Annotated in this window: 17 protein-coding genes and 1 pseudogene; 15 read left to right on the plus strand and 3 right to left on the minus strand. The window is 40.9% G+C overall.

From position 1 onward, the window contains the following. A pseudogene (locus EDC44_RS12985) lies at window positions 1-2,604 on the plus strand (hypothetical protein); the annotation flags it as partial. A 268-nt stretch (window positions 2,605-2,872) separates the two neighbouring features. On the opposite strand, the gene EDC44_RS08475 reads toward EDC44_RS12985, so the two are convergent. Next, complete coding sequence (locus EDC44_RS08475) at window positions 2,873-4,048, minus strand: MFS transporter (RefSeq protein ID WP_131977366.1); 1,176 nt, start codon at window positions 4,046-4,048, stop codon at window positions 2,873-2,875. An 85-nt stretch (window positions 4,049-4,133) separates the two neighbouring features. On the opposite strand from EDC44_RS08475, the gene yfbV reads away from it, so the two are divergent. The 4 genes from yfbV (at window position 4,134) to EDC44_RS08495 (ending at window position 8,132) form a co-directional block, all read left to right on the plus strand. Next, window positions 4,134-4,574 carry a terminus macrodomain insulation protein YfbV gene (gene yfbV / locus EDC44_RS08480; protein WP_131977369.1) on the plus strand — a complete coding sequence of 147 codons (441 nt, stop codon included), beginning with the start codon at window positions 4,134-4,136 and terminating at the stop codon, window positions 4,572-4,574. Between the two features lie 73 nt (window positions 4,575-4,647). Further along, the gene (locus tag EDC44_RS08485) at window positions 4,648-5,139 is read left to right on the plus strand and encodes a CvpA family protein (RefSeq protein ID WP_131977371.1); all 492 of its coding nucleotides are present in this window, start codon (window positions 4,648-4,650) and stop codon (window positions 5,137-5,139) included. Between the two features lie 23 nt (window positions 5,140-5,162). Beyond that, window positions 5,163-6,674: an amidophosphoribosyltransferase gene (purF, locus tag EDC44_RS08490; RefSeq protein WP_131977374.1), complete on the plus strand. Its 1,512-nt coding sequence runs from the start codon at window positions 5,163-5,165 to the stop codon at window positions 6,672-6,674. Between the two features lie 78 nt (window positions 6,675-6,752). Beyond that, complete coding sequence (locus EDC44_RS08495; protein WP_131977377.1) at window positions 6,753-8,132, plus strand: L-serine ammonia-lyase; 1,380 nt, start codon at window positions 6,753-6,755, stop codon at window positions 8,130-8,132. 46 nt (window positions 8,133-8,178) lie between these two features. Here the strand turns inward: EDC44_RS08495 and dacB are convergent, their stop codons facing one another. Beyond that, entirely contained in the window at window positions 8,179-9,627 is a 1,449-nt protein-coding gene (gene dacB / locus EDC44_RS08500; RefSeq protein ID WP_131977380.1) for a serine-type D-Ala-D-Ala carboxypeptidase, read from the minus strand. A 163-nt stretch (window positions 9,628-9,790) separates the two neighbouring features. On the opposite strand from dacB, the gene greA reads away from it, so the two are divergent. The 4 genes from greA to dinB all read left to right on the plus strand — a co-directional run bounded on the left by greA (window position 9,791) and on the right by dinB (window position 13,538). Then, on the plus strand, window positions 9,791-10,267 hold the full coding sequence (gene greA / locus EDC44_RS08505; RefSeq protein WP_131977383.1) for a transcription elongation factor GreA: 477 nt from the start codon (window positions 9,791-9,793) through the stop codon (window positions 10,265-10,267). Between the two features lie 14 nt (window positions 10,268-10,281). Continuing rightward, complete coding sequence (gene yhbY / locus EDC44_RS08510; RefSeq protein WP_131977385.1) at window positions 10,282-10,578, plus strand: ribosome assembly RNA-binding protein YhbY; 297 nt, start codon at window positions 10,282-10,284, stop codon at window positions 10,576-10,578. Between the two features lie 228 nt (window positions 10,579-10,806). Next, window positions 10,807-12,375, plus strand: coding sequence for a DUF2813 domain-containing protein (locus EDC44_RS08515; protein WP_131977388.1), 1,569 nt, complete (start codon window positions 10,807-10,809; stop codon window positions 12,373-12,375). A gap of 83 nt (window positions 12,376-12,458) precedes the next feature. Then, window positions 12,459-13,538 carry a DNA polymerase IV gene (gene dinB / locus EDC44_RS08520; protein WP_131977391.1) on the plus strand — a complete coding sequence of 360 codons (1,080 nt, stop codon included), beginning with the start codon at window positions 12,459-12,461 and terminating at the stop codon, window positions 13,536-13,538. On the opposite strand, the gene cueR is transcribed toward dinB, so the two are convergent. Continuing rightward, window positions 13,524-13,913, minus strand: coding sequence for a Cu(I)-responsive transcriptional regulator (cueR, locus tag EDC44_RS08525; protein WP_131977394.1), 390 nt, complete (start codon window positions 13,911-13,913; stop codon window positions 13,524-13,526). The two genes, dinB and cueR, sit on opposite strands and share 15 nt — an antisense overlap. 89 nt (window positions 13,914-14,002) lie before the next feature. Here cueR and EDC44_RS13100 point away from each other — a divergent pair, with 89 nt between their 5' ends. The 6 genes from EDC44_RS13100 to EDC44_RS08555 all read left to right on the plus strand — a co-directional run bounded on the left by EDC44_RS13100 (window position 14,003) and on the right by EDC44_RS08555 (window position 20,431). Further along, window positions 14,003-14,401 (plus strand): cation transporter, encoded by a 399-nt coding sequence (locus EDC44_RS13100; RefSeq protein WP_131977397.1) that lies wholly within the window; start codon window positions 14,003-14,005, stop codon window positions 14,399-14,401. Further along, on the plus strand, window positions 14,401-16,713 hold the full coding sequence (locus EDC44_RS08535; RefSeq protein ID WP_131977400.1) for a copper-translocating P-type ATPase: 2,313 nt from the start codon (window positions 14,401-14,403) through the stop codon (window positions 16,711-16,713). Before EDC44_RS13100 ends, EDC44_RS08535 begins: the two co-directional genes overlap by 1 nt. A 109-nt stretch (window positions 16,714-16,822) precedes the next feature. Beyond that, window positions 16,823-17,776 (plus strand): ABC transporter permease, encoded by a 954-nt coding sequence (locus EDC44_RS08540; protein ID WP_131977403.1) that lies wholly within the window; start codon window positions 16,823-16,825, stop codon window positions 17,774-17,776. Beyond that, window positions 17,769-18,728, plus strand: a complete 960-nt coding sequence (locus tag EDC44_RS08545; protein WP_131977406.1) for an iron chelate uptake ABC transporter family permease subunit — start codon at window positions 17,769-17,771, stop codon at window positions 18,726-18,728. Before EDC44_RS08540 ends, EDC44_RS08545 begins: the two co-directional genes overlap by 8 nt. Further along, complete coding sequence (locus EDC44_RS08550) at window positions 18,719-19,480, plus strand: iron ABC transporter ATP-binding protein (RefSeq protein WP_131977409.1); 762 nt, start codon at window positions 18,719-18,721, stop codon at window positions 19,478-19,480. Before EDC44_RS08545 ends, EDC44_RS08550 begins: the two co-directional genes overlap by 10 nt. A gap of 36 nt (window positions 19,481-19,516) precedes the next feature. After that, window positions 19,517-20,431 (plus strand): siderophore ABC transporter substrate-binding protein, encoded by a 915-nt coding sequence (locus tag EDC44_RS08555; protein WP_131977412.1) that lies wholly within the window; start codon window positions 19,517-19,519, stop codon window positions 20,429-20,431. Window positions 20,432-20,652 lie beyond the last annotated feature (221 nt).

Consider the following 20,652-nt stretch of genomic DNA (forward strand, 5'->3'; position numbering starts at 1 on the left):
TCAATTGAAGAGGCAAAACCGAAATTTACCGAAGCAGAAAAACCGGCTGCACAGGCAGATGAAAATGCAGGTTTATATGCCCAAATTGATCCAAGCAAGAAAAAGCCTAAAACAGAATCTGCTGAAGATAAAGCGGCTCGTTTAGCGAAAGAAAAAGATGACTTATTTGGTGTGAAACAAAGCGTACCAAGTGAAGATAACGCCGATTACATGACAATTAAGGGTGCTAAAGCGACAACAGAAAGCAGCACAAAGGTTGATAACACAGCAAGTCATGAAGCAGAAGCTCCGGCAGCAAGCGAGATCAAAAACAGATCTAAACGTGCATTACCTGAATTACCACAAGCGGGTAATACGAAAGGCAACCATGCTGAAAGTGATTATGCAGAAATTCCGGCAGCAAGTGCGGTTGAAAATAAAGCGAAACGTGCATTACCTGAATTACCACAAAGCGGTAATACAAAAGGTAACCACGCTGAAAGTGACTATGCGGAAATTCCGGCAGCAAGCGAAAGCAAAAACAGAGCTAAACGTGAATTACCTGAATTACCACAAGCTGGTAGCACAAAAGGCAATCACGCTGAAAGCGATTATGCAGAAATTCCTGCTATTCGGGAAGGTAACGCTAACAACAATAACAATCGTGCACCTGAATCTGCACCGACGTTAGCTGATAGCAAACCAAAAGCGAAGCAAGCAGATAAACGTTCTGATGAAGCTACATCAACCATTGATTCTAAAAAGCTTTTTGAGGAAGCTAAGCGTAAAGCTCGTGAACGGGATAGTGCAAAAGAAGCCGAGAAAAAATTGAAAATTCTGGCTGAAAATGCAGAAACTTTACCAAAAGAGCATTTACTTAAAGCATTACAAGAACTTGCTTATGGATTAAATGTGGAAGATGCGACTGCTTTAGCGACTAAAGCTAAGGAAATCGGTAAGAAAATTCATCGACCGGATACCATCGAAGGGTTTGAAGGTAACAACGTAAAAAATATGGGTAAAGCCTTGAGCAAAATAGAATTGGATGAGGCTTATTTAAATTCTCGACATGAGATTAACCGTAAAATTGTGGATAAATTAGACTCAAATAGTGCTTTCCACCAACTGATGAAACAAAAACTATCAGGCAACGAAGAAGGGATTCAACAACTATTTCGTATGGTTGAGCAAGCAAAATTTGAGGCATTACAAGAGGTTACCGGCATTGAAGGAAGACGGGCAGATCTAGAGTTTACTGGCAATAACCCGTTTGCACTGAAGCAAGGATCTTACGGTGATAATTTGGTTCAAATGAATGCAACACCAATCCTCAGTTTTTTACGTTCAAAAAAACAAAATAATAAAGAGATTCTGGATACTATCGTCCACGAACTCACTCATCATGATCAGGCACAAATTATCCGCCATAAAGATAAATTGCCTGAACATATGAGAAACGATGCTAACTTAATGGCATTAAACGGTACTTATTATATCAACTCGAGCTTAGCTAATCTCGAAGCCTATAAAAAGCAGCCTCAAGAAAGAGAAGCGTTTTTTTCTGGGCATAAATTAGGAGATGAATTAAGTAAATTGGTCGATAAAGGTTATAAAGAGGGAAAAGCCGATGTTAAAAAGATCGAGCATTCACCAAATAAGGACAACAACCTTGAGGGAAAAGCTGATGTTAAAACGATCGAGCATTCACTAAATAAGGACAATAACTTTGAGGGAACAGCCGATATTAAAAGCATCGAGCATTTACCAAATAAAAACAATAACCTTGAAACGGCTAAAGAAGAGTCGGTCGGATTTGGTGATAACGCATTAGTTTATGGTTTACAAAAAGGTCGGGAAGTTTTGATTCATAGAGCTAATCAGGCAGATAAAGCAAAACGCAACCCTATCCTCGCTGATAGTTATATCGGTGAACTGAACCTAGGTTATGAATTCAGCAATCTTTCTAAGTTGGCGGATAAAGTCAAGAAAGGACAAGTAACCGAACAGGATATTGATCATATTGCTCAATTTAAAGATCCTGCGGCTGATAATGTGTTAGCAAGCTCTCCTCGGAGCAGAATCAATAAGGCAAATGTTGAAGATAACAAAAAAATCATCAGCGAATTATTGAAAAATCCAGAGGTAATTGATGCGTTAAATCGAATGGCTGAATTTAATGAAAAGGAACGCCACTTAATGCAAGAATTGAAGAAAAATGAATTGGTGGATATTGATGATCCCCAAACATCGCCTTCTTTCACTAAAGAACAGAATGATGTGATTGAACAATACAATGCGGCTCAGCAGGAATTGAATAACTCAAGAATGGATTTCTTTTCTGAAAAAACTAAGTTGATTGCAAAAGAAACCTTAGAGCGAGGTGGAAAAGTGTATTTTGCATTAGATGGATTGGTCACTAATACAATGAGATTTAATTCAAATAAGACAGAGATCAATATGGAAAATCTGAAAAAATTATTTGATCCGAATTATGAGCATTACAATGCCGTAACATCAAGAGAGTTGCGTTATCTGTATGAAAACTTTAAAGATAATCCAAATCTTAAGTTTACGATTCATGATCATGTAGTTGAAAGTCCATTTAAAACCTTAACATTGAATTAATGTACCGGGAGTCCTCACTAAGGATTAAGTAATAAAGTTTAATCCTTAAACCAACGATAAACCCATCTGATTGTTGAAATCGGGTGGGTTTATTTTTTACTTTAAATTCCTTTTTCAGTTTATTTGTGCTAAATCCTGTTTAAGCAAGGATTTTCCCTGATTTTTTTGAATGATATGGGGGCTATGCCGTTAAGACATTGGTTCCAGATAGAGAGGTTTAGAGGTTTGTCAGCAGTTTGAAGGCGTAAGGATACGCCCTATTATTTAATTAGCAACTTTTCACTTTAATCATTAATCCGACAGATATTATGGCTGCAATAATACATACATAAAACACTGTATTATAATACCAATATTGCGAGATAATGCCTGCAATAGGACCGCCTAGAATCCAGCTGCTTTTTGCGGCGTTGCTGAATAACGTGGTGGCTGCTCCCATCTGGCGAGGCATCAGATCTTGAAAATAGAGCATACCCACCGTTGCCAGGATGCCGATAAATATAGCGTTAAGCACTTGTAATGCCAACAACTGCCAGGTTTCTTGAGCAAATAACAAGCCGAGATAAAATAGCATGCAGGCAATAAGTGCGGTGAACATTAGCTGTTTTTTACTGATATAACGATTGAGATAGCTGGCCAGCAACATCACAGGAATTTCTAATCCGGCAGCTGTTCCCATTAATATCCCCGCAATTTTTTCCGGTAAATGCAGATCGTTGATCACATATAGCGGCATATTGATCAAATAGACGCTGTTACAAGTCCATCCCAGAAAACAGACGATAAATAAATACAAGGTGCTTTTGCGGTTTTTTCGCGGGGCTTCTTGAACTTGTTGAGGTGTATTAATTTGTTTGCGTGAAACTTTAGGTAATAGGGCAAATGTGATGACGGCGCAAAATAAAAATGCCAATGCGGCAACCAGATACATCCAGTTAAATCCCCAATTTGTTGCAATCATAAAAGAAAGCGGTGGGCCGACGATCCAGGCCAGTGAAATTTGAGTACGTAAAATAGTGGTGAACATCACAGCTTCCCGTCCGCTGCTTTCGGCATATTCGCGGGCGAAGGCAAAGGTTTGCGGATTGGAAGCCGAACCTAAGCCGATTAATACCGTACCGAATAGCACTAAAATGTAATAATTGCGGATATAGGCAAAAATCAAGCAACCGACCACGGCGGTTAAACAGCAGAAAATCATTATTTTGCGGCGATCGTCTTGTTTGTCGGAATAAGCGGCAACCAGTTGGCTGACAGTGATGCCGATTACCGCATTAATGGAATAAAAACAACCTACCATCAATGGTGATACTTGAATTTCTTTGGATAAGAACAAACTTAATGTAGGCAGTTGAAACGCTGATGCGATGCCGGTGAGAAAAGCAATTAACAAAAAGGCGAAAGCAATGAGATTTGCGGGTTTAGCGTGAATATCTGTGTGCATGATAAGGATAGTAATAAAAACTTTGCTTAATTTTACCGCACTTTTTATGTTAGCATAAACAAATATTTTGCAATAAGGATCATTAATGTCATTTTTTCACACCTTAAAACAAGGTCAACTTTACTTGAATACTTGGCCGCAGGTTGCCAAACTTGGAATGATTTTTCCGGAAAATCGGATTATCAAAAGTACGAAATTTGCACAACGTATTATGCCTTTTGTCGCCGTATTTTCCATCTGTTGGTGGGTTTTATTCGGCAAGGGGATGAATGATTTAAGTGCCATGGTGATTACTGCTGTTTTTGCATTGTGCATTCCTTTTCAAGATTTATATTGGTTGGGCAAAAGAGCGAATAAATCCTTGCCGACACAAAGTGCGGTGTGGTTTGATAAAATTTCCGAACAGCTGAAAGCTAAAAATATCGCTTTGCCGCAAGTGCAAACTACGCCGAATTATTTGGATTTTGCCCGTATTTTGAAGTTGGCAGAACAAAAATTAGAACAATCTTTTTGGGATGAATTGTAAGGAAGTGACTTTTTAAACCTTGATGATTGTAGTAGAATAGGCACGCATAAATTTTTATTTATCAGAGATTTTTATGATCGATTATATTATCATCGGTATTATTGTTTTTTCTATTATTGTCAGTTTGTTTCGTGGCTTTGTACGCGAAGTGATGTCACTAGCCAGTTGGATAGGTGCATTTTTAGTAGCCAGCAATTTTTACCCTTATCTAGCTAATTTTTTCACCCAAATAGAATCGGAGTATGTGCGTAACGGCACGGCTATCGGTATTCTGTTTATTGCCACCTTAATTGTCGGTGCAGTAGTCAATTATGTTATTAGTCAATTAGTGGACAAAACTGGTTTATCCGGCACAGATCGTGTGTTAGGTGCTTGTTTTGGTTTAATGCGGGGCGTGTTAATTGTTGCCGCATTATTATTCTTTATTGATACTTTCACTAATTTTGAGCAAAGCGAATGGTGGAAAGAGTCTCAATTAATCCCGCACTTCGGGTTTATTGTGGAATGGTTTTTTGAACAATTGCAAGCCAGTTCCAGTTTTTTAAAATCAACGTTAAATCAGTAAGTTAATATAGAGGGTACAGATTTATGTGCGGTATTGTAGGCATCGTTGGACAAACTCCGGTGAACCAATCCATTTATGACGCTTTAACCGTTTTACAACACCGCGGACAAGATGCCGCCGGTATTGTGACGATAGATGATGAAAATCGTTTCCGCCTGCGTAAAGCAAATGGCTTGGTAAGCGATATTTTCCAACAAATTCATATGCAACGTTTGCAAGGTAATGCCGGAATCGGTCATGTGCGTTATCCTACGGCAGGCAGTTCCAGCGTATCGGAAGCTCAGCCGTTTTATGTGAATTCGCCTTATGGTTTGACTTTGGTGCATAATGGGAATTTAACCAATTTTACGGAATTAAAAGAAAAGTTGTTCAAATTGGCTCGTCGTCATGTGAATACTAATTCCGATTCCGAGGCATTGCTGAATATTTTAGCATATCATCTTGATCATATTGATGTAGAACATTTAATGCCGGCAGATATCTTTACGGCAATTAAAAAAACCAATGCGGATATCAGCGGTGCTTATGCTTGTGTAGCTATGATTATCGGTCACGGTTTAGTCGCCTTTCGAGATCCGCACGGCATTCGACCCTTAGTATTAGGCAAAAGAGATGCCAACGGTAAACCGGAATATATATTTGCCTCTGAAACCGTGGCGTTAGATACCTTAGGTTTTGAATTTGTGCGTGACATACAGCCGGGTGAAGCGGTGTATATTACCTTTGACGGCGAAATGTATTCAGAAATCTGTGCAGAAAATTCGGTCTTAAATCCGTGTATTTTTGAATTTGTTTATTTTGCCCGCCCGGATTCTTGCATTGACGGTGTGTCTGTGTATGCCGCTCGTGTGCATATGGGGGAGCGTTTAGGCGAAAAAATTGCGAAACAATGGAAAGATGCGGATATTGATGTGGTTATTCCGGTGCCGGAAACCTCTAATGATATCGCATTGCGTATTGCTCATGTATTAGGCAAACCGTATCGCCAGGGTTTTGTGAAAAACCGCTACGTAGGGCGTACCTTTATTATGCCGGGACAAGCACAACGTACCAGTGCGGTACGTCGTAAATTAAATACGATCTCATCGGAATTTAAAGGTAAAAATGTATTATTAGTGGATGATTCTATCGTACGCGGTACCACATCAGAACAAATCGTGGATATGGCACGTGCAGCGGGAGCGAAAAAAATCTATTTTGCCTCTGCCGCACCGGAAATTCGCTATCCGAACGTGTATGGTATTGATATGCCGACTAAAAACGAGTTAATTGCCTATGGGCGAGATGTCGATGAAGTGGCAAAATTAATTGGTGTGGACGGTTTGATCTTCCAGGATCTTGAGGCATTAACCGCTTCTGTACAACAAGAAAATCCGGCAATTCAAAAGTTTGATTGTTCCGTCTTTACCGGTGAGTATGTGACCGGCGATATTACACCGGAATACTTAGACAACATTGCTAACCAACGTAATGATTCGGCTAAGAAAAAACGTGAAAAAGATGCGACTAATTTAGAAATGCATAATGAAGCTTAATCGTTAAACTTTATTAGAAATTACCGCACTTTTGTTCATAAAGCGCGGTCTTTTTTTATAATATTTTTGAGAATTTTTATGATCAGTGTTTTTAATATATTCAAAATTGGCATTGGACCGTCCAGTTCTCATACCGTCGGGCCGATGAAAGCAGCTAAACAATTTATTGATGAATTGCTGCAAAACAGTAAATTTGAGCAAACTACTCGAATTGTGGCGGATGTGTACGGTTCTTTAGCTTTGACCGGACGCGGACATAATACCGATACGGCCATTGTGATGGGGTTGATGGGGTATCTGCCGGATAACGTGGATATTGCTCACATCGATCCGACTATCAGGCGTATTAAACAGTATTATGAAATCACCTTAAATGAAGCGGATGCGGCTAATTCCAAAGTAATTCCCTTTAATTTTTATCAGGATATTCCTTTTCATTTTGAATTTCTGCCTCGCCATGAAAATGCCATGGTGCTTTCGGCGTATCACGAACAAACACCGATTTATATGAAAACTTTTTATTCTATTGGCGGTGGTTTTATTGTGGATGAAGCCCATTTTGGTGAAATGCAAGACAATGAACAGCCAGTGCCTTATCCTTATCGTTACGCAACGGATATTTTGCAATATTGCAAGGATTTAGGTTTGTCTATTTCCGGTTTCGCCCGTCAAAATGAATTGGCATTGCATTCAGAGAAAGCATTATCGGATTATTTGCTGAAAATATGGCAAACCATGGAGGCTTGTATTCAACAAGGGTTGCAGGCAGAAGGTTTATTGCCCGGGCCGTTAAAAGTCGTTCGTCGGGCGGGAGCGCTACACCGCACTTTGCAAGCATCTCAGAGTATGTCTAATGATCCGATGGAAGTCATCGACTGGATCAATCTGTTTGCCCTTGCGGTGAATGAAGAAAATGCAGCCGGCGGACGTGTAGTAACCGCACCAACCAACGGTGCTTGTGGTATCGTGCCGGCGGTATTGGCTTATTATGAAAAATTTGTGGCACCGCTTAGTCAAGAAACGATTGAACGTTATTTGCTTACTACATCGTTAATCGGTTCTTTATATAAAATGAATGCATCCATTTCCGGAGCTGAAGTGGGCTGTCAAGGGGAAGTCGGCGTTGCCTGTTCAATGGCGGCAGCCGGGTTAACTGAAATTTTAGGCGGTTCGCCGGAGCAAGTATGTACCGCGGCGGAAATAGCCATGGAACATAACTTGGGGTTGACCTGTGATCCTGTGGGCGGACAAGTGCAAGTGCCGTGCATTGAACGCAATGCTATTGCCTCAGTGAAAGCGGTTAATGCCAGCAGAATGGCATTGCGTCGTTCCGGCATTCCGCGGGTCAGTTTGGATAAAGTGATTGAAACCATGTTTGAAACCGGCAAGGATATGAACGCCAAATATCGCGAAACATCCACCGGCGGATTGGCAATTAAGATTGCACCTTGTGATTAAAACAAAATGACCGTTCTTTTGAAAGTGCGGTCATTTTTTTGAAAAATTATTGATTATACAATCCCATATAAACCCCATTTTCAAATTGCACTAGCGGAGCCCGTTTGGTTTTATTTTCTAAATCACCGGTGGAGTAGCCGTTGATAAATTGCACGAATGCGACCCGTTCGCCGCGGGCGTTTGTCATAAAGCCCGCTAAATTATAAACCCCTTTCAATGATCCTGTTTTGGCGATAATATTTTTCACCAAAGGTGCTTTGATCATAGAACCGCGTCCGCTGATTGTACCGTCCACACCGGCAATGGGGAAGGTTTCCAATAGGTGCAGTTTGTCTTCATTTTTGGCAATATAATCTAAGGCTTGCAGCATCATATCGGCAGAAACCAGATTATGGCGAGATAAACCGGAACCATCGATCAGCATTGCATGACCGAATTTAATTCCTGCTTTGGATTGCAAAATCTGGCGAATGGCTAAGGTGCCTAAATTAAAAGATGCCGGACGTTTGAAATGATGATAGGCCACCGTACGGAATAACGCATCGGCAATTTGATTATCCGATTTTTTCATCATTTTTTTCAATAAGGTCTGTAACGGTTGAGAATAATGTTCTGCCAATAATGTGCCTTGTTGTGGCGACATCGGCAGCCACACTTGCCCGTTAAATTGGATCCCTAAACGTACTAATTGACGTTGAATAATCGCTGCGGCATAAGCATCGGGATCTTGCACCGCAAAGCTTAAACCGAAAGGTTTGGTTTGACGGCCTAAACAACCTTTAATTTGGTAGCGATTATTATCGTGCACCACTGCATCCAACTGACAATAAGCCGCATCGCCCTTATCGGCAATACGCACCTGACCGAATACTTGAATCGGATACTGTGACGGCACATTGAATTTCACTAATTCACCCGGCGACTGAGTGGCATCTAAATCTACATAAAAACAGTTGTTATCAATATTCACGGCTGCCGGCGGGGAATTAAAACACATGGTTAAATCATTCCAGATCCAACCGGAAGCTCGGTCGTGACTGGTAAAGATTGAAGTGTCTAAAATCAAATTCCCTTTAATATTTGTAATACCTTGTTTTTTCAACTGAGCCAATAAATTATAAAGCTGACCGCTGGTGAGATCGGGATCACCGGTGAAACGCACAATCAAATCACCGTTTAGTTGACCGTTTTCCACTTTGCCATTGGTGAGAAGTGCGGTCTGAAATTTAAAATTTTCATCTAATGTCAGTTTGGCCGCTAATGCTGTGAAAACTTTTTGTGTACTGGCAGGCAGCATAAAAATATCGCTGTTATAGCTGGCTTCAATTTGATTATTGGTTAAATTTTTTGCGATAAATCCGACACTTGCCCCTTTTGGTAAAGACTGAACATATTGTGCGATATTCACTTCGGCGAAAGAAAACGCGGAGAAAAATGAGCTGAAAATGACCGCACTTCGGGTTAGACGGCGTTTAAATTGTGAAAAATTGTTCATAAGATATACTGCGATGTTTGCTATTTTAGGTTGCTATTTTGTGCGATAAATTGAATAATATGTGGTTAAATCATTTTAACCGTTTTTAGAAGTTCAATATTGTAGCATAGCCGCACAATGTTGCGATTTCTTTTTTATTGAAATAAAGGAAAATTAAGAAAAAATGAAACAAATTCCAATGACTGTTCGCGGAGCCGAACAATTAAAAGAAGAACTGGATTTTTTGAAAAACACCCGTCGTCCGGAAATTATTAAAGCCATTGCAGAAGCACGCGAACACGGCGATTTAAAAGAAAATGCAGAGTATCATGCCGCTCGTGAACAACAAGGTTTTTGCGAAGGTCGTATTCAGGAAATTGAAAGCAAGTTATCGCACAGCCAGGTGATTGATGTCACCAAAATCCCGAATAACGGCAAAGTGATCTTTGGGGCGACGGTGGTGTTGGTGAACAATGCCACTGACGAAGAAGTGACTTATCGCATTGTCGGCGATGATGAAGCCAATATCAAAGAAGGTTTGATTTCAGTGAACTCACCGATTGCCCGCGGTTTAATCGGCAAAGATGTGGACGATACCGTAAACATTACTACTCCGGGCGGAGCGGTGGAATTCGATATTATCGAAGTAAATTATATTTAATAAGTAGGAACATTATGTCATTAACAACCAAACAAAAACAATTTCTTAAAGGCTTGGCACATCACTTAAATCCGGTGGTAATGCTGGGCGGAAACGGTCTTACGGAAGGCGTGTTGGCGGAAATTGACAACGCATTGGATCATCATGAATTGATCAAAGTAAGAATTGCCGGAGCAGATCGCGAAACCAAACAGCTGATTATTGATGCCATCGTGCGTGAATCCGGTGCGGAAGCAGTGCAGACGATTGGTCATATTTTAGTGTTATATCGTGAAAGCGAAGAGAAGAAAATCGTTTTACCTAAAAAATAACGTTTATTTTATTGGGGATGCGGCATTCCTCTTAATTCCCTTGATATAGCACAAACAGCCGCGGCGATGTAGGGCTTATCGGTGTAGGTTATCAATGGTAATCACGTTGCATATACTTCTATAATAAATTATCAAAAAGCACGAATGTTAATGTTCGTGCTTTTTTTATATCCGATTAACAGAAAGTGCGGTAGAATTTTACTAAATTTTTGATGCAAGGAGTGGCAAATGTATTTACGGCAAGTGGATGTAGTGGGATTTCGTGGAATTAACCGATTGTCTATTAATTTGCATCCTAATATGGTGCTGATTGGTGAAAATGCTTGGGGTAAATCCAGTTTATTGGATGCCTTACGATTGATTTTGAATCCTGAAAAAGTGCTGTATCAATTTCAATCTTCGGATTTTCATATTCATTATGAAAATGAAAAAATCACAAAATTACGCCATCTCACCTTATTATTCACCTTTTCCGAAAGTAATCAAAAAGAGAGTAACGAATCCTATAATTATCTCTATCGCCCCATTTTTGCCAGACACCAAGACGGCTTCGAACGGATTTATTTACGGGTAACAGGGGATTGGCGGGCGGATAATTCAGTGATAACCGAGTATTCGTTTTTAAATGAAAATGGCGATCCGATAGAAACAGAAAATACTGAATCACTGGTTTTTACTTTGATTTCCCGTCATCCCGTCTATCGTTTTCGTGATGCCCGTTTGCAACGGCATTATTATAATTTGCACCCTTTACCGTTACCGAAAACAGATTCCGATTTACAAAAAGAAATTATCGCTACCGGCTTGTTATTGCAATATTATTTACTTGATCAACAACTGATAGATATACCGGTGAAGGATATTTCATTGCTATGGGCAAGAGTTCATTCATTGTGCCAACGCTTGCAACAAGATAGTTCCAGGCAATTAGCCCACCAATTATTCGCTCATTTATCGGGATTATTTAGTAGTCATGAAAAAATTCGTTTTGGTAAATTTACCCGACCGATCATCTTATTAGAAGATCTGGAAGCCCGCTTACATCCGAGAATGATGGCAATTGCTTGGGAAATGGCAGGTTATCTGCCTATTCAGCGAATTACAACTACCAATTCCGTTGAACTTTTATCACAAGTGGAGCTGCGATCTATTTGCCGCTTGGTACGTTACACGGATCGTACGCAAAGTTTTCAACTGCAACGGCGGGATTTGAGCAAAGAAGATTTGCGTCGTTTGACTTTTCATGTGCATTATAACCGTAGTTTAGCATTATTCGCCCGAATGTGGATCTTGGTAGAAGGGGAAACGGAAGTATGGATTTTGTCGGAATTGGCAAAATTATTAAATATCAATTTGGAAATGGAAGGTATCCGTATTGTGGAATTTGCTCAGTCCGGTTTGCGGCCGCTGATTAAATATGTGAAAGCCATGGGCATTGAATGGTATGTGTTGACGGACGGCGATGAAGCGGGCAAAAAATATACGGAAGTGGTACGAACAATGTTGCCCGAAGGAGAAACAATGAGTCAGCGGATTACCACATTGCCAAAAGTAGATATTGAACATTTCTTTTATAGTGAAGGTTTTGATGATATTTTTATTCGTCTGGCTCATTGGATTCCGATGAAAAGCAATCCCGTATCCCGCATTATTCAAAAGGCTATCCAGCGTACATCCAAACCTGATTTGGCTATTGCCATTTCCGATGAAATCGAAAAACGCGGCAGTCAATCCATTCCTATTTTATTTAAACGATTGTTTTCAAAAGTATTATTATTGGCAAGAACACAGCAATAACAGGTTATAAAATACTGTTTATTTATATAGTAAAGTGCGGTAAAATATTTAAAAATTTTAACCGCACTTTTGTTTTATTATCAATGCCGGAACCGAAGCCAAAATCACGAAAAATCATTCATATTGATATGGACTGTTTTTATGCCGCCGTAGAAATGTGGGAAAATCCCCATTTGCGGGGCAAGCCTATTGCCGTGGGTGGTTTGCCGGAACAACGGGGCGTATTGGCTACTTGTAATTATGAAGCCCGCAAATTCGGTCTGCACAGTGCAATGGCATCCGCCAGAGCGGTGAAACTCTGCCCGGATCTGATTTTGGTAAAACCGAATTTTACCTTGTATAAACAGGTATCTGCCCAAATTCATCAGATTTTCCGCCGTTATACGCAGATTATCGAACCCCTTTCTTTGGACGAAGCCTATTTGGATGTGACGGATTGCGAGCAATGTTCCGGTTCGGCGACGTGGATCGCACAAGAAATCCGCCAAACGATTTTGGATGAATTGCATCTTACCGCCTCTGCCGGTATAGCACCGCTGAAATTTTTAGCCAAAATTGCGTCCGATCAAAATAAACCCAACGGACAATTTGTGATTACGCCAGAAAACGTAGCGCACTTTGTTAAAACACTGCCCTTAAAGAAAATTCCCGGAGTGGGCAAAGTCACCGCACAAAAATTATCTGCTTTGGGATTCGAACTGTGCCAAGATGTGCAGCGGTCTAATTTACCGCTGTTTATACAGCATTTCGGCAAAATGGGCAAACGCATTTGGCAGTTTAGTCACGGCATTGATGAACGAAAAATTGAAACGCACCGTGAGCGGAAATCTATCGGCGTGGAAAATACCTTATTGCAGGATATTTCCACTGTAGAGCAGGCATTACCGATTTTGAAAACCCAATATAAGGAACTGGAACGCCGTATTCGGCGGCAAAATATTCAGCCGGAAACGCTGCATAAACTCGGCGTTAAATTAAAATTTGATGATTTTCAAACCACCACATTGGATAAAAGTGCGGTGGATTTTTCCCAAGAAACTTTTGCACAGTTATTACAAGCCGTTTGGCAGCGTTGCAACGGCCGCACTGTGCGGTTAATCGGTTTACACGTGAATTTACCGGAAAATGATGAAACGGAGCAGATGACCTTAAATCTTGGCTAACCCATTAATAATCGGACAACAACAGGATTCATCGCCGGGACATTGGTCGGCAAGTTCAATTAACTGCTGTTTCATGGTCTTGAGTTTTTCAATTTGGCGATCGATTTCGGCGATTTTTTCTAATGTCCGTTTTTTCACATCTGCACTGCGACGATGCGGATCGCGGTAGAGTTCCATCAGATCTTTGGCTTCCGGCAGGGAGAATCCTACCAAGCGGGCTTGATGTAATAAATTCAACTCATTGATATGAGACTGATTATATTGACGATAACCGTTTGCTGCGCGATCCGGCGGTGTGATCAATCCTTTTTCTTCATAAAAACGAATGGTTTTGGCGGACAATTCCGTCTGTTTGGCTATTTCAGCAATATTCATTATTTTATCCTTGATAAAGTGCTTGACCTTCCTGTTAGGGCAAGGTTTATAGTAGCACCGTCAAAAAATATTTCAACAAGGAGCTTGTTATGACAACAACAATTTTAGCGTTAAGCGGTTTATCTTGCGGACATTGTGTAAAAAATGTCACTCAAGTATTAGAAAAAATCGACGGAGTAGAAACCGTTACCGTCACCAAAGAATTTGCTAAAGTAGTAGGAGATGTGGATCCGCAAATCTTAATTGAGGCGGTGAAAGCAGAAGACTATGGTGCAGAGCTTGCCGGTGAACCAAGCGTGTATTTAGCATTAAACGGTTTAAGTTGTGGGCATTGCATTAAAAATATGGAAAAAGCCCTAAGTGCGGTGGAAAATGCAGAAATTTTTGATGTAAGCAAAACAGAAGCGAAAATCTATGGCAATGTAAATGTACAAGCGGCGATTGATGCCATCGTGGCTGCAGGGTATGAAGCGTCGGTAAAGCAGTAATGCCTGATCCTGCCGCAGCTGAAAAGAGTCCGGCCGAAAATCAAACAGTTGAAAAACGGATAACTGAAATAGCACCGGAAAATAAAATAGAAAATCAGGATCAGGCGGAATCCAGTTTATTATTGCTGGACGGATTAAGCTGTGTCGCTTGTGTGTTGAAAGTGGAAAACGCACTGAAAGCCGTGCCGAATGTTGAGGCGGTGCGGGTGAATTTGGCAGAGCGTACCGCATTGGTATTCGGTGAAGCCGAGCCGCAAGCGATGATCGATGCAGTGGTGAAAGCCGGTTATGGCGCGGAAGTCATTGAAGACGAAAATAAACGTCGGGAAAAACAACAGATTCAAACCATTTACGAAATCAAACAACGCAAATGGCAAGCCATTGTAGCGTTGATTGTGGGGTTTGGTTTAATGGCATGGGGCTTGCTTGGCGATAATATGACCGTCACGGCTGAAACGCAACCTTATTGGATTGTCGTGGGGATGGTGACGATGGTCGTAATGTGGTTGACGGGCGGCCATTTTTATCAACGGGCGTGGAAAGCCTTATTGAGCGGCTCTGCCACAATGGATACTTTGGTGGCATTAGGCACAGGTGTGGCCTGGTCGTTTTCCATGATTATTGCACTCAAACCGGACTGGTTTCCGCAAGATTCGCGGCATTTATATTTTGAATCAGGCACAATGATTATCGGTTTAATCAATTTGGGTAAAATGCTGGAAGCTAAAGCAAAGCAACGTTCATCCAGTGCATTGGAGCGATTATTGGATCTCACGCCAAAAACGGCTCGTATTGCCGATGAACAAGGCGAACGTGACATTCCGCTCAATGACGTGAAACAAGGCAATAAACTGCGTTTATTAACCGGTGACAGAGTTTCCGTAGACGGTTCCATTACGCAAGGTTCGGTGTGGGTAGATGAATCTATGCTTACCGGTGAACCGGTGCCGGTACAGAAAAATATCAATGATAAAGTCAATGCCGGTACGTTGATTACGGATGGCAGCGCTTTAATGATAGCCGAGCAAATCGGTCGTAATACCACCTTGGCGAATATTATCAAACTGGTGCGTCAGGCTCAAAGCAGTAAACCGCAAATCGGTCAGTTGGCGGATAAAATCGCATCAGTATTTGTGCCGATTGTTGTGGCGATTGCCGTGTTGGCTGCCGTGGTGTGGTATTTTTACGATGCTCGTTATTCTTTTGTGGTGTTCACAACTGTATTGATTATTGCTTGCCCTTGTGCTTTAGGCTTGGCAACGCCGATGTCTATTATCGCAGGTGTTGGCCGTGCGGCAGAATTGGGCGTGTTGGTGCGTGATGCTGATGCACTACAAAAAGCCAGCGAAGTGGATACCATTGTATTTGATAAAACCGGCACACTGACTAAAGGTCAGCCAAAAGTGACCGCACTTTATTCTTTTAACGGATTTAGCGAAAATCAAGTGATCGCTCTGGCTGCCGGTTTGGAGCAAGGTGCAAATCACCCATTGGCGAAAGCCGTGTTGAAATTGGCGAATGATAAAAAAATCACTTTGTCACAAATAAATAACTTTAATACTTTAAAAGGATTAGGCATTAGTGGTGTGACAAATAATCAAACCTTGTTATTGGGGAATGAGGCTTTGTTGCAACAGCATAATGTGGATACATCAATGGCTAAAAGTGTGGTGACGGTTGAAAGCGAAAAAGGGGCGACCATCGTCTTTTTAGCGGTGGATAATCAACTGGTCGGTATCCTGGCAATCCGTGATCCATTGCGTGATGACAGCATGGAAGCCTTACAACGTTTGTATAAACAGGGTTATCATTTGGTAATGCTTACCGGCGATCAAGAGAAAACAGCTCAAGCTATTGCCAAAGAAGCAGGCATTGAGTGCGTGATTGCCGGTGTATTGCCGGAAGGTAAAGCCGCAGCGATTCAAACATTGCAAGCCCAAGGTCGCAAAGTCATGATGGTCGGCGACGGCATTAACGATGCACCGGCATTAGCTCAAGCCAATGTTGGCGTTGCAATGGGAGGGGGCACGGATGTGGCTATCGAAACTGCCGAACTCACTCTAATGCGTTCCAGCATCCACGGTGTTGCCGACGGCTTGGCTCTCGCTAAGGGCACATTACATAATATGAAACAAAATTTGTTCGGTGCTTTCGTGTATAACTCTCTAGGTATCCCCATTGCTGCCGGTGTGTTATACCCGTTCTTTGGCATTTTGCTCAACCCGATGGTCGGCGGTGCCGCAATGGCGTTATCGTCTATCACTGTCGCAAGTAATGCCAATCGGTTGTTGAAGTTTGTACCGAAACAGTAAGCATTTATAGGGAGCAGCAAAAGTTGTTCCCTTTCTTTTTCCTTTCTTGAATTTCCCCCAAAAAATGTTAATATTGCGGGATTATGCAAACTATTCTCATTTGGATTTTATGATCAAACGGCGTTATCTTATTTTATTATTGTTGATCTTTTCCGTGGTGTCGCTTTTTATCGGTGTGAGTACGGTAAATTTAGACGGCTTATTGGCACTGGATACGGAACAATGGCGGATTTTTTTGATTAGTCGTTTGCCGCGCTTAATTAGTATTATCATTGCCGGTGCGGCGTTGAGTATTTGCGGTTTGGTGATGCAGCAGTTGAGTCGTAACCGTTTTGTATCACCGACAACAGCGGGGACGATGGATTCTGCCCGTTTAGGGATTCTAATTGCAATTTTATTATTTCCGACGGCATCAATGTTGCTGAAAACCGTGATTGCGGTGGTTGTGTCTTTTATAGGCACATTGCTGTTTATGTCTATTCTTTCCCGCCTAAAATTTAAAGATACTATTTTTGTGCCGTTGGTCGGTATTATGTTTGGCAATATCATCAGCTCCATTACGGCGTTTATTGCCTATCAACAGGACTTATTACAAAATCTCTCCGGTTGGTTGCAAGGAGATTTTTCCCTTGTGATGGCAGGGCGTTATGAATTGCTCTATGTAAGTTTGCCTGCCTTAATTGTAGCTTATTTGTTTGCTAACCGTTTTTCCATTGTGGGAATGGGAGAAGACTTTGCCACAAATTTAGGTTTGAATTATAAGCAAGTATTGTATTTAGGCTTGGCGATTGTGGCGACGGTCTCGTCTATTATTATTGTGTCCGTAGGTGTGATTCCGTTTTTGGGCTTGATTATTCCGAATTTGGTTACCCTTTATTTAGGCGATAATTTGAAAAAAGTGCTTTCTCATACCGCGCTTTTAGGGGCTGTGTTCGTACTATTCTGCGATATTTTAGGCCGTTCGGTGATCTATCCTTATGAAATTTCCATTAATGCGGTGGTCGGCGTATTCGGTAGTGCGATTTTCTTGTATTTATTATTAAAACGGTCGAAATATGAATAAAAAGTGCGGTCAACAATTAATTATTTTAGCGGTTTTTACCGTGCTGTCTTTGGCGTTATATTTAATGTATAACCTGCCAAGCCGTTGGCAGTATGCGTTATATCACCGCAGTCTCAGTTTAACCGCTATCGTAGTGACCGGTGCGGCTATTGCGTTGGCGACGATGATTTTTCAGACCGTAGTGAATAATCGTATTTTAACGCCGAGTATTCTGGGTTTAGATTCTTTATATTTGCTGATCCAAACCTTGATTATTTTTACCTTTGGTTCTGCTACGTTACTGACGATTGATTCGATTTTATTATTTTTGATTTCCACCGGAGCCATGGTGTTATTTGCCTTGGGATTATATTATTTTCTGTTCCGCAAAGAGGAGCAGAATATTTTCTTTTTACTATTGGTGGGAATTATATTCGGTACGTTTTTCCAAAGTTTAACCACTTTTATGGAAGTGTTGATTGATCCGAACGAATTTCAGATCACGCAAGATATCGGCTTTGCCAGCTTCAACCGCATTAATACTAATATTTTATGGTTCGCATTGGGGTTGTTGATTTTAACAATGCTATATTCTCTGCGTTATTGGAAATATTTTGATGTGCTGGCATTAGGGCGGGATCTCGCGATTAATCTTGGTGTACCTTATCAAAAAATGACCAGAGAATTACTTATTTTAGTGGCGATTTTAACGTCTATTTCCACCGCACTTGTGGGACCGTTGACCTTCCTTGGATTATTGGTTATGAATGTCACCTTTGAATATATCCGCACTTATCGGCATAAAATGCTAATTCCGGCGGCAATGCTGATTAGTATTATTACTTTAGTATTCGGACAATTGTTGGTGTCGCAGGTATTTACGTTCAACACCACATTAGGCATTATCGTAAACTTTGCGGGCGGTGTGTATTTTATCTATTTACTGTTAAGAGCAAATAAAAAATGGCAATAGAGATTAAAAATATTAATAAAAGTTACGGCAAAAAAAAGGTCGTGGATAATGTGTCCGTGCAGATCCCGACGGGCAAAATTACGTCTTTTATCGGTCCGAACGGAGCAGGCAAAAGTACTGTGTTGAGCATTATCAGTCGTTTATTAGCTGCGGACAGTGGCGATGTGTTTCTTCATGATCGCAATTTAAACACACAGAAAAGCGAGGAAATTGCCAAAAAATTAGCGATCTTAAAGCAATCCAATCATATCAATCTGCGTTTGACTGTGGAAGAATTAGTAGCTTTCGGCCGTTTTCCTTATTCCAAAGGAAATTTAACCAAAAACGACCGCACTTTTATTGATAATGCCATTGCCTATATGAATTTAGAGGAATACCGCCATCAATATATCACCCAACTGAGCGGTGGTCAGCGGCAACGAGCTTATATCGCAATGACCTTGGCACAGGATACGGATTATATTTTGCTCGATGAACCACTGAATAATCTGGATATGAAACATTCCGTGCAGATTATGCAGGTGTTGCGAAAATTAGTCTCGGAACTGAATAAAACCGTGGTCATTGTGATCCACGATATTAATTTTGCCTCCTGCTATTCCGATTATATTATTGCTATGAAAGACGGCAAACTGGTGCAGCAAGGCACGGTGAATGACATTATGCAGACCGACGTGCTGGCAGAGATTTATGATATGCAAATCCCGATTCAGGAAATTAATCAGCAGCGTATCGCAGTTTATTTCCGTTAATTTAATTTTAACCATCAACTCAAAAAGGACATTATTATGAAAAAAATATTATCCGCTTTAGCCGTTGCCTTATGCGGTTTACTTAGTGTGACTACGGCGATTGCCACAGATATTACAGTGAAAAATGCTGCAGGTGAGCAAGTTGTACCGCAAAACCCGCAAAAAGTGGTGGTGCTGGATTTAGCTGCGGCGGATACGATTCGTGCTTTAGGTGAAAAAGATAAAATTGTCGGTATCACCAACGGCATTTATACTCCGCAATATTTGCAAGAATTTAATGATGCGAAATATACCAACGTAGGCACAATGCCGGAGCCGTCTTTTGAGAAAATCAATGAATTAGCACCGGATTTGATCGTAGCAGGCTCACGTCAGCTGAAAGTATTTGATCGTTTAAAAGAAATTGCACCGGTCTTTATTGTGCAAAATGATTACAATAATTTCTATCAGGGCATTGAGCAAAATGTGACGGCTTTGGGGCAAATTTTCAATAAAGAAGCGGAAGCACAATCAAAATTAGCCGCATTAAACGATAAAGTAACTGAGTTGCAAAAACTCACCAAAGATAAAACCGCATTGGTAATTTTAGTCAATGAAAGCAATATCAGTGCTTATGGTGATACTTCCCGTTATAGCTTGGTTTATCAAAAATTTGGTTTTACACCGGTGGATAAAAATATCAAATCATCGACTCACGGTATGAAAGTGGGTTTTGAATATGTGTTAGAGCAAAATCCGGATTATTTATTAGTGGTTGATCGCACATCGGCGATAACCGAAAAAGCGGGTAATGCACAAAAAGTATTAAATAATGAAATCATCAATCAAACCAAAGCGGCGAAAAACGGCAATATTGTGTATTTGCAACCGGCTAACTGGTATTTAGCATTCGGCGGTTTAGAAGGCACGGAAATGATGGCGGCGGAAATTGAGAACGCCGTGACAAAATAAAAGTGCGGTAAAAAAATAAGAAATTTTGCAAAAAAATAAAGGCTGCTTTGGCAACCTCAGACTGCTGACAAATCTCTAGACAAAAAGCGATTACCCGGAGCTAATAGGCGTATCAACAAAGGATATGCCTATGTCAAAAATCCCCATACACTTCAATACGAGCTTGAAATGCTTAGTTTCGAAATGCTCGTCTCTAAAGACCACCTTGTCCGTTATGCTTA

The organism is Cricetibacter osteomyelitidis (assembly GCF_004340985.1).
Lineage (GTDB): Bacteria > Pseudomonadota > Gammaproteobacteria > Enterobacterales > Pasteurellaceae > Cricetibacter > Cricetibacter osteomyelitidis.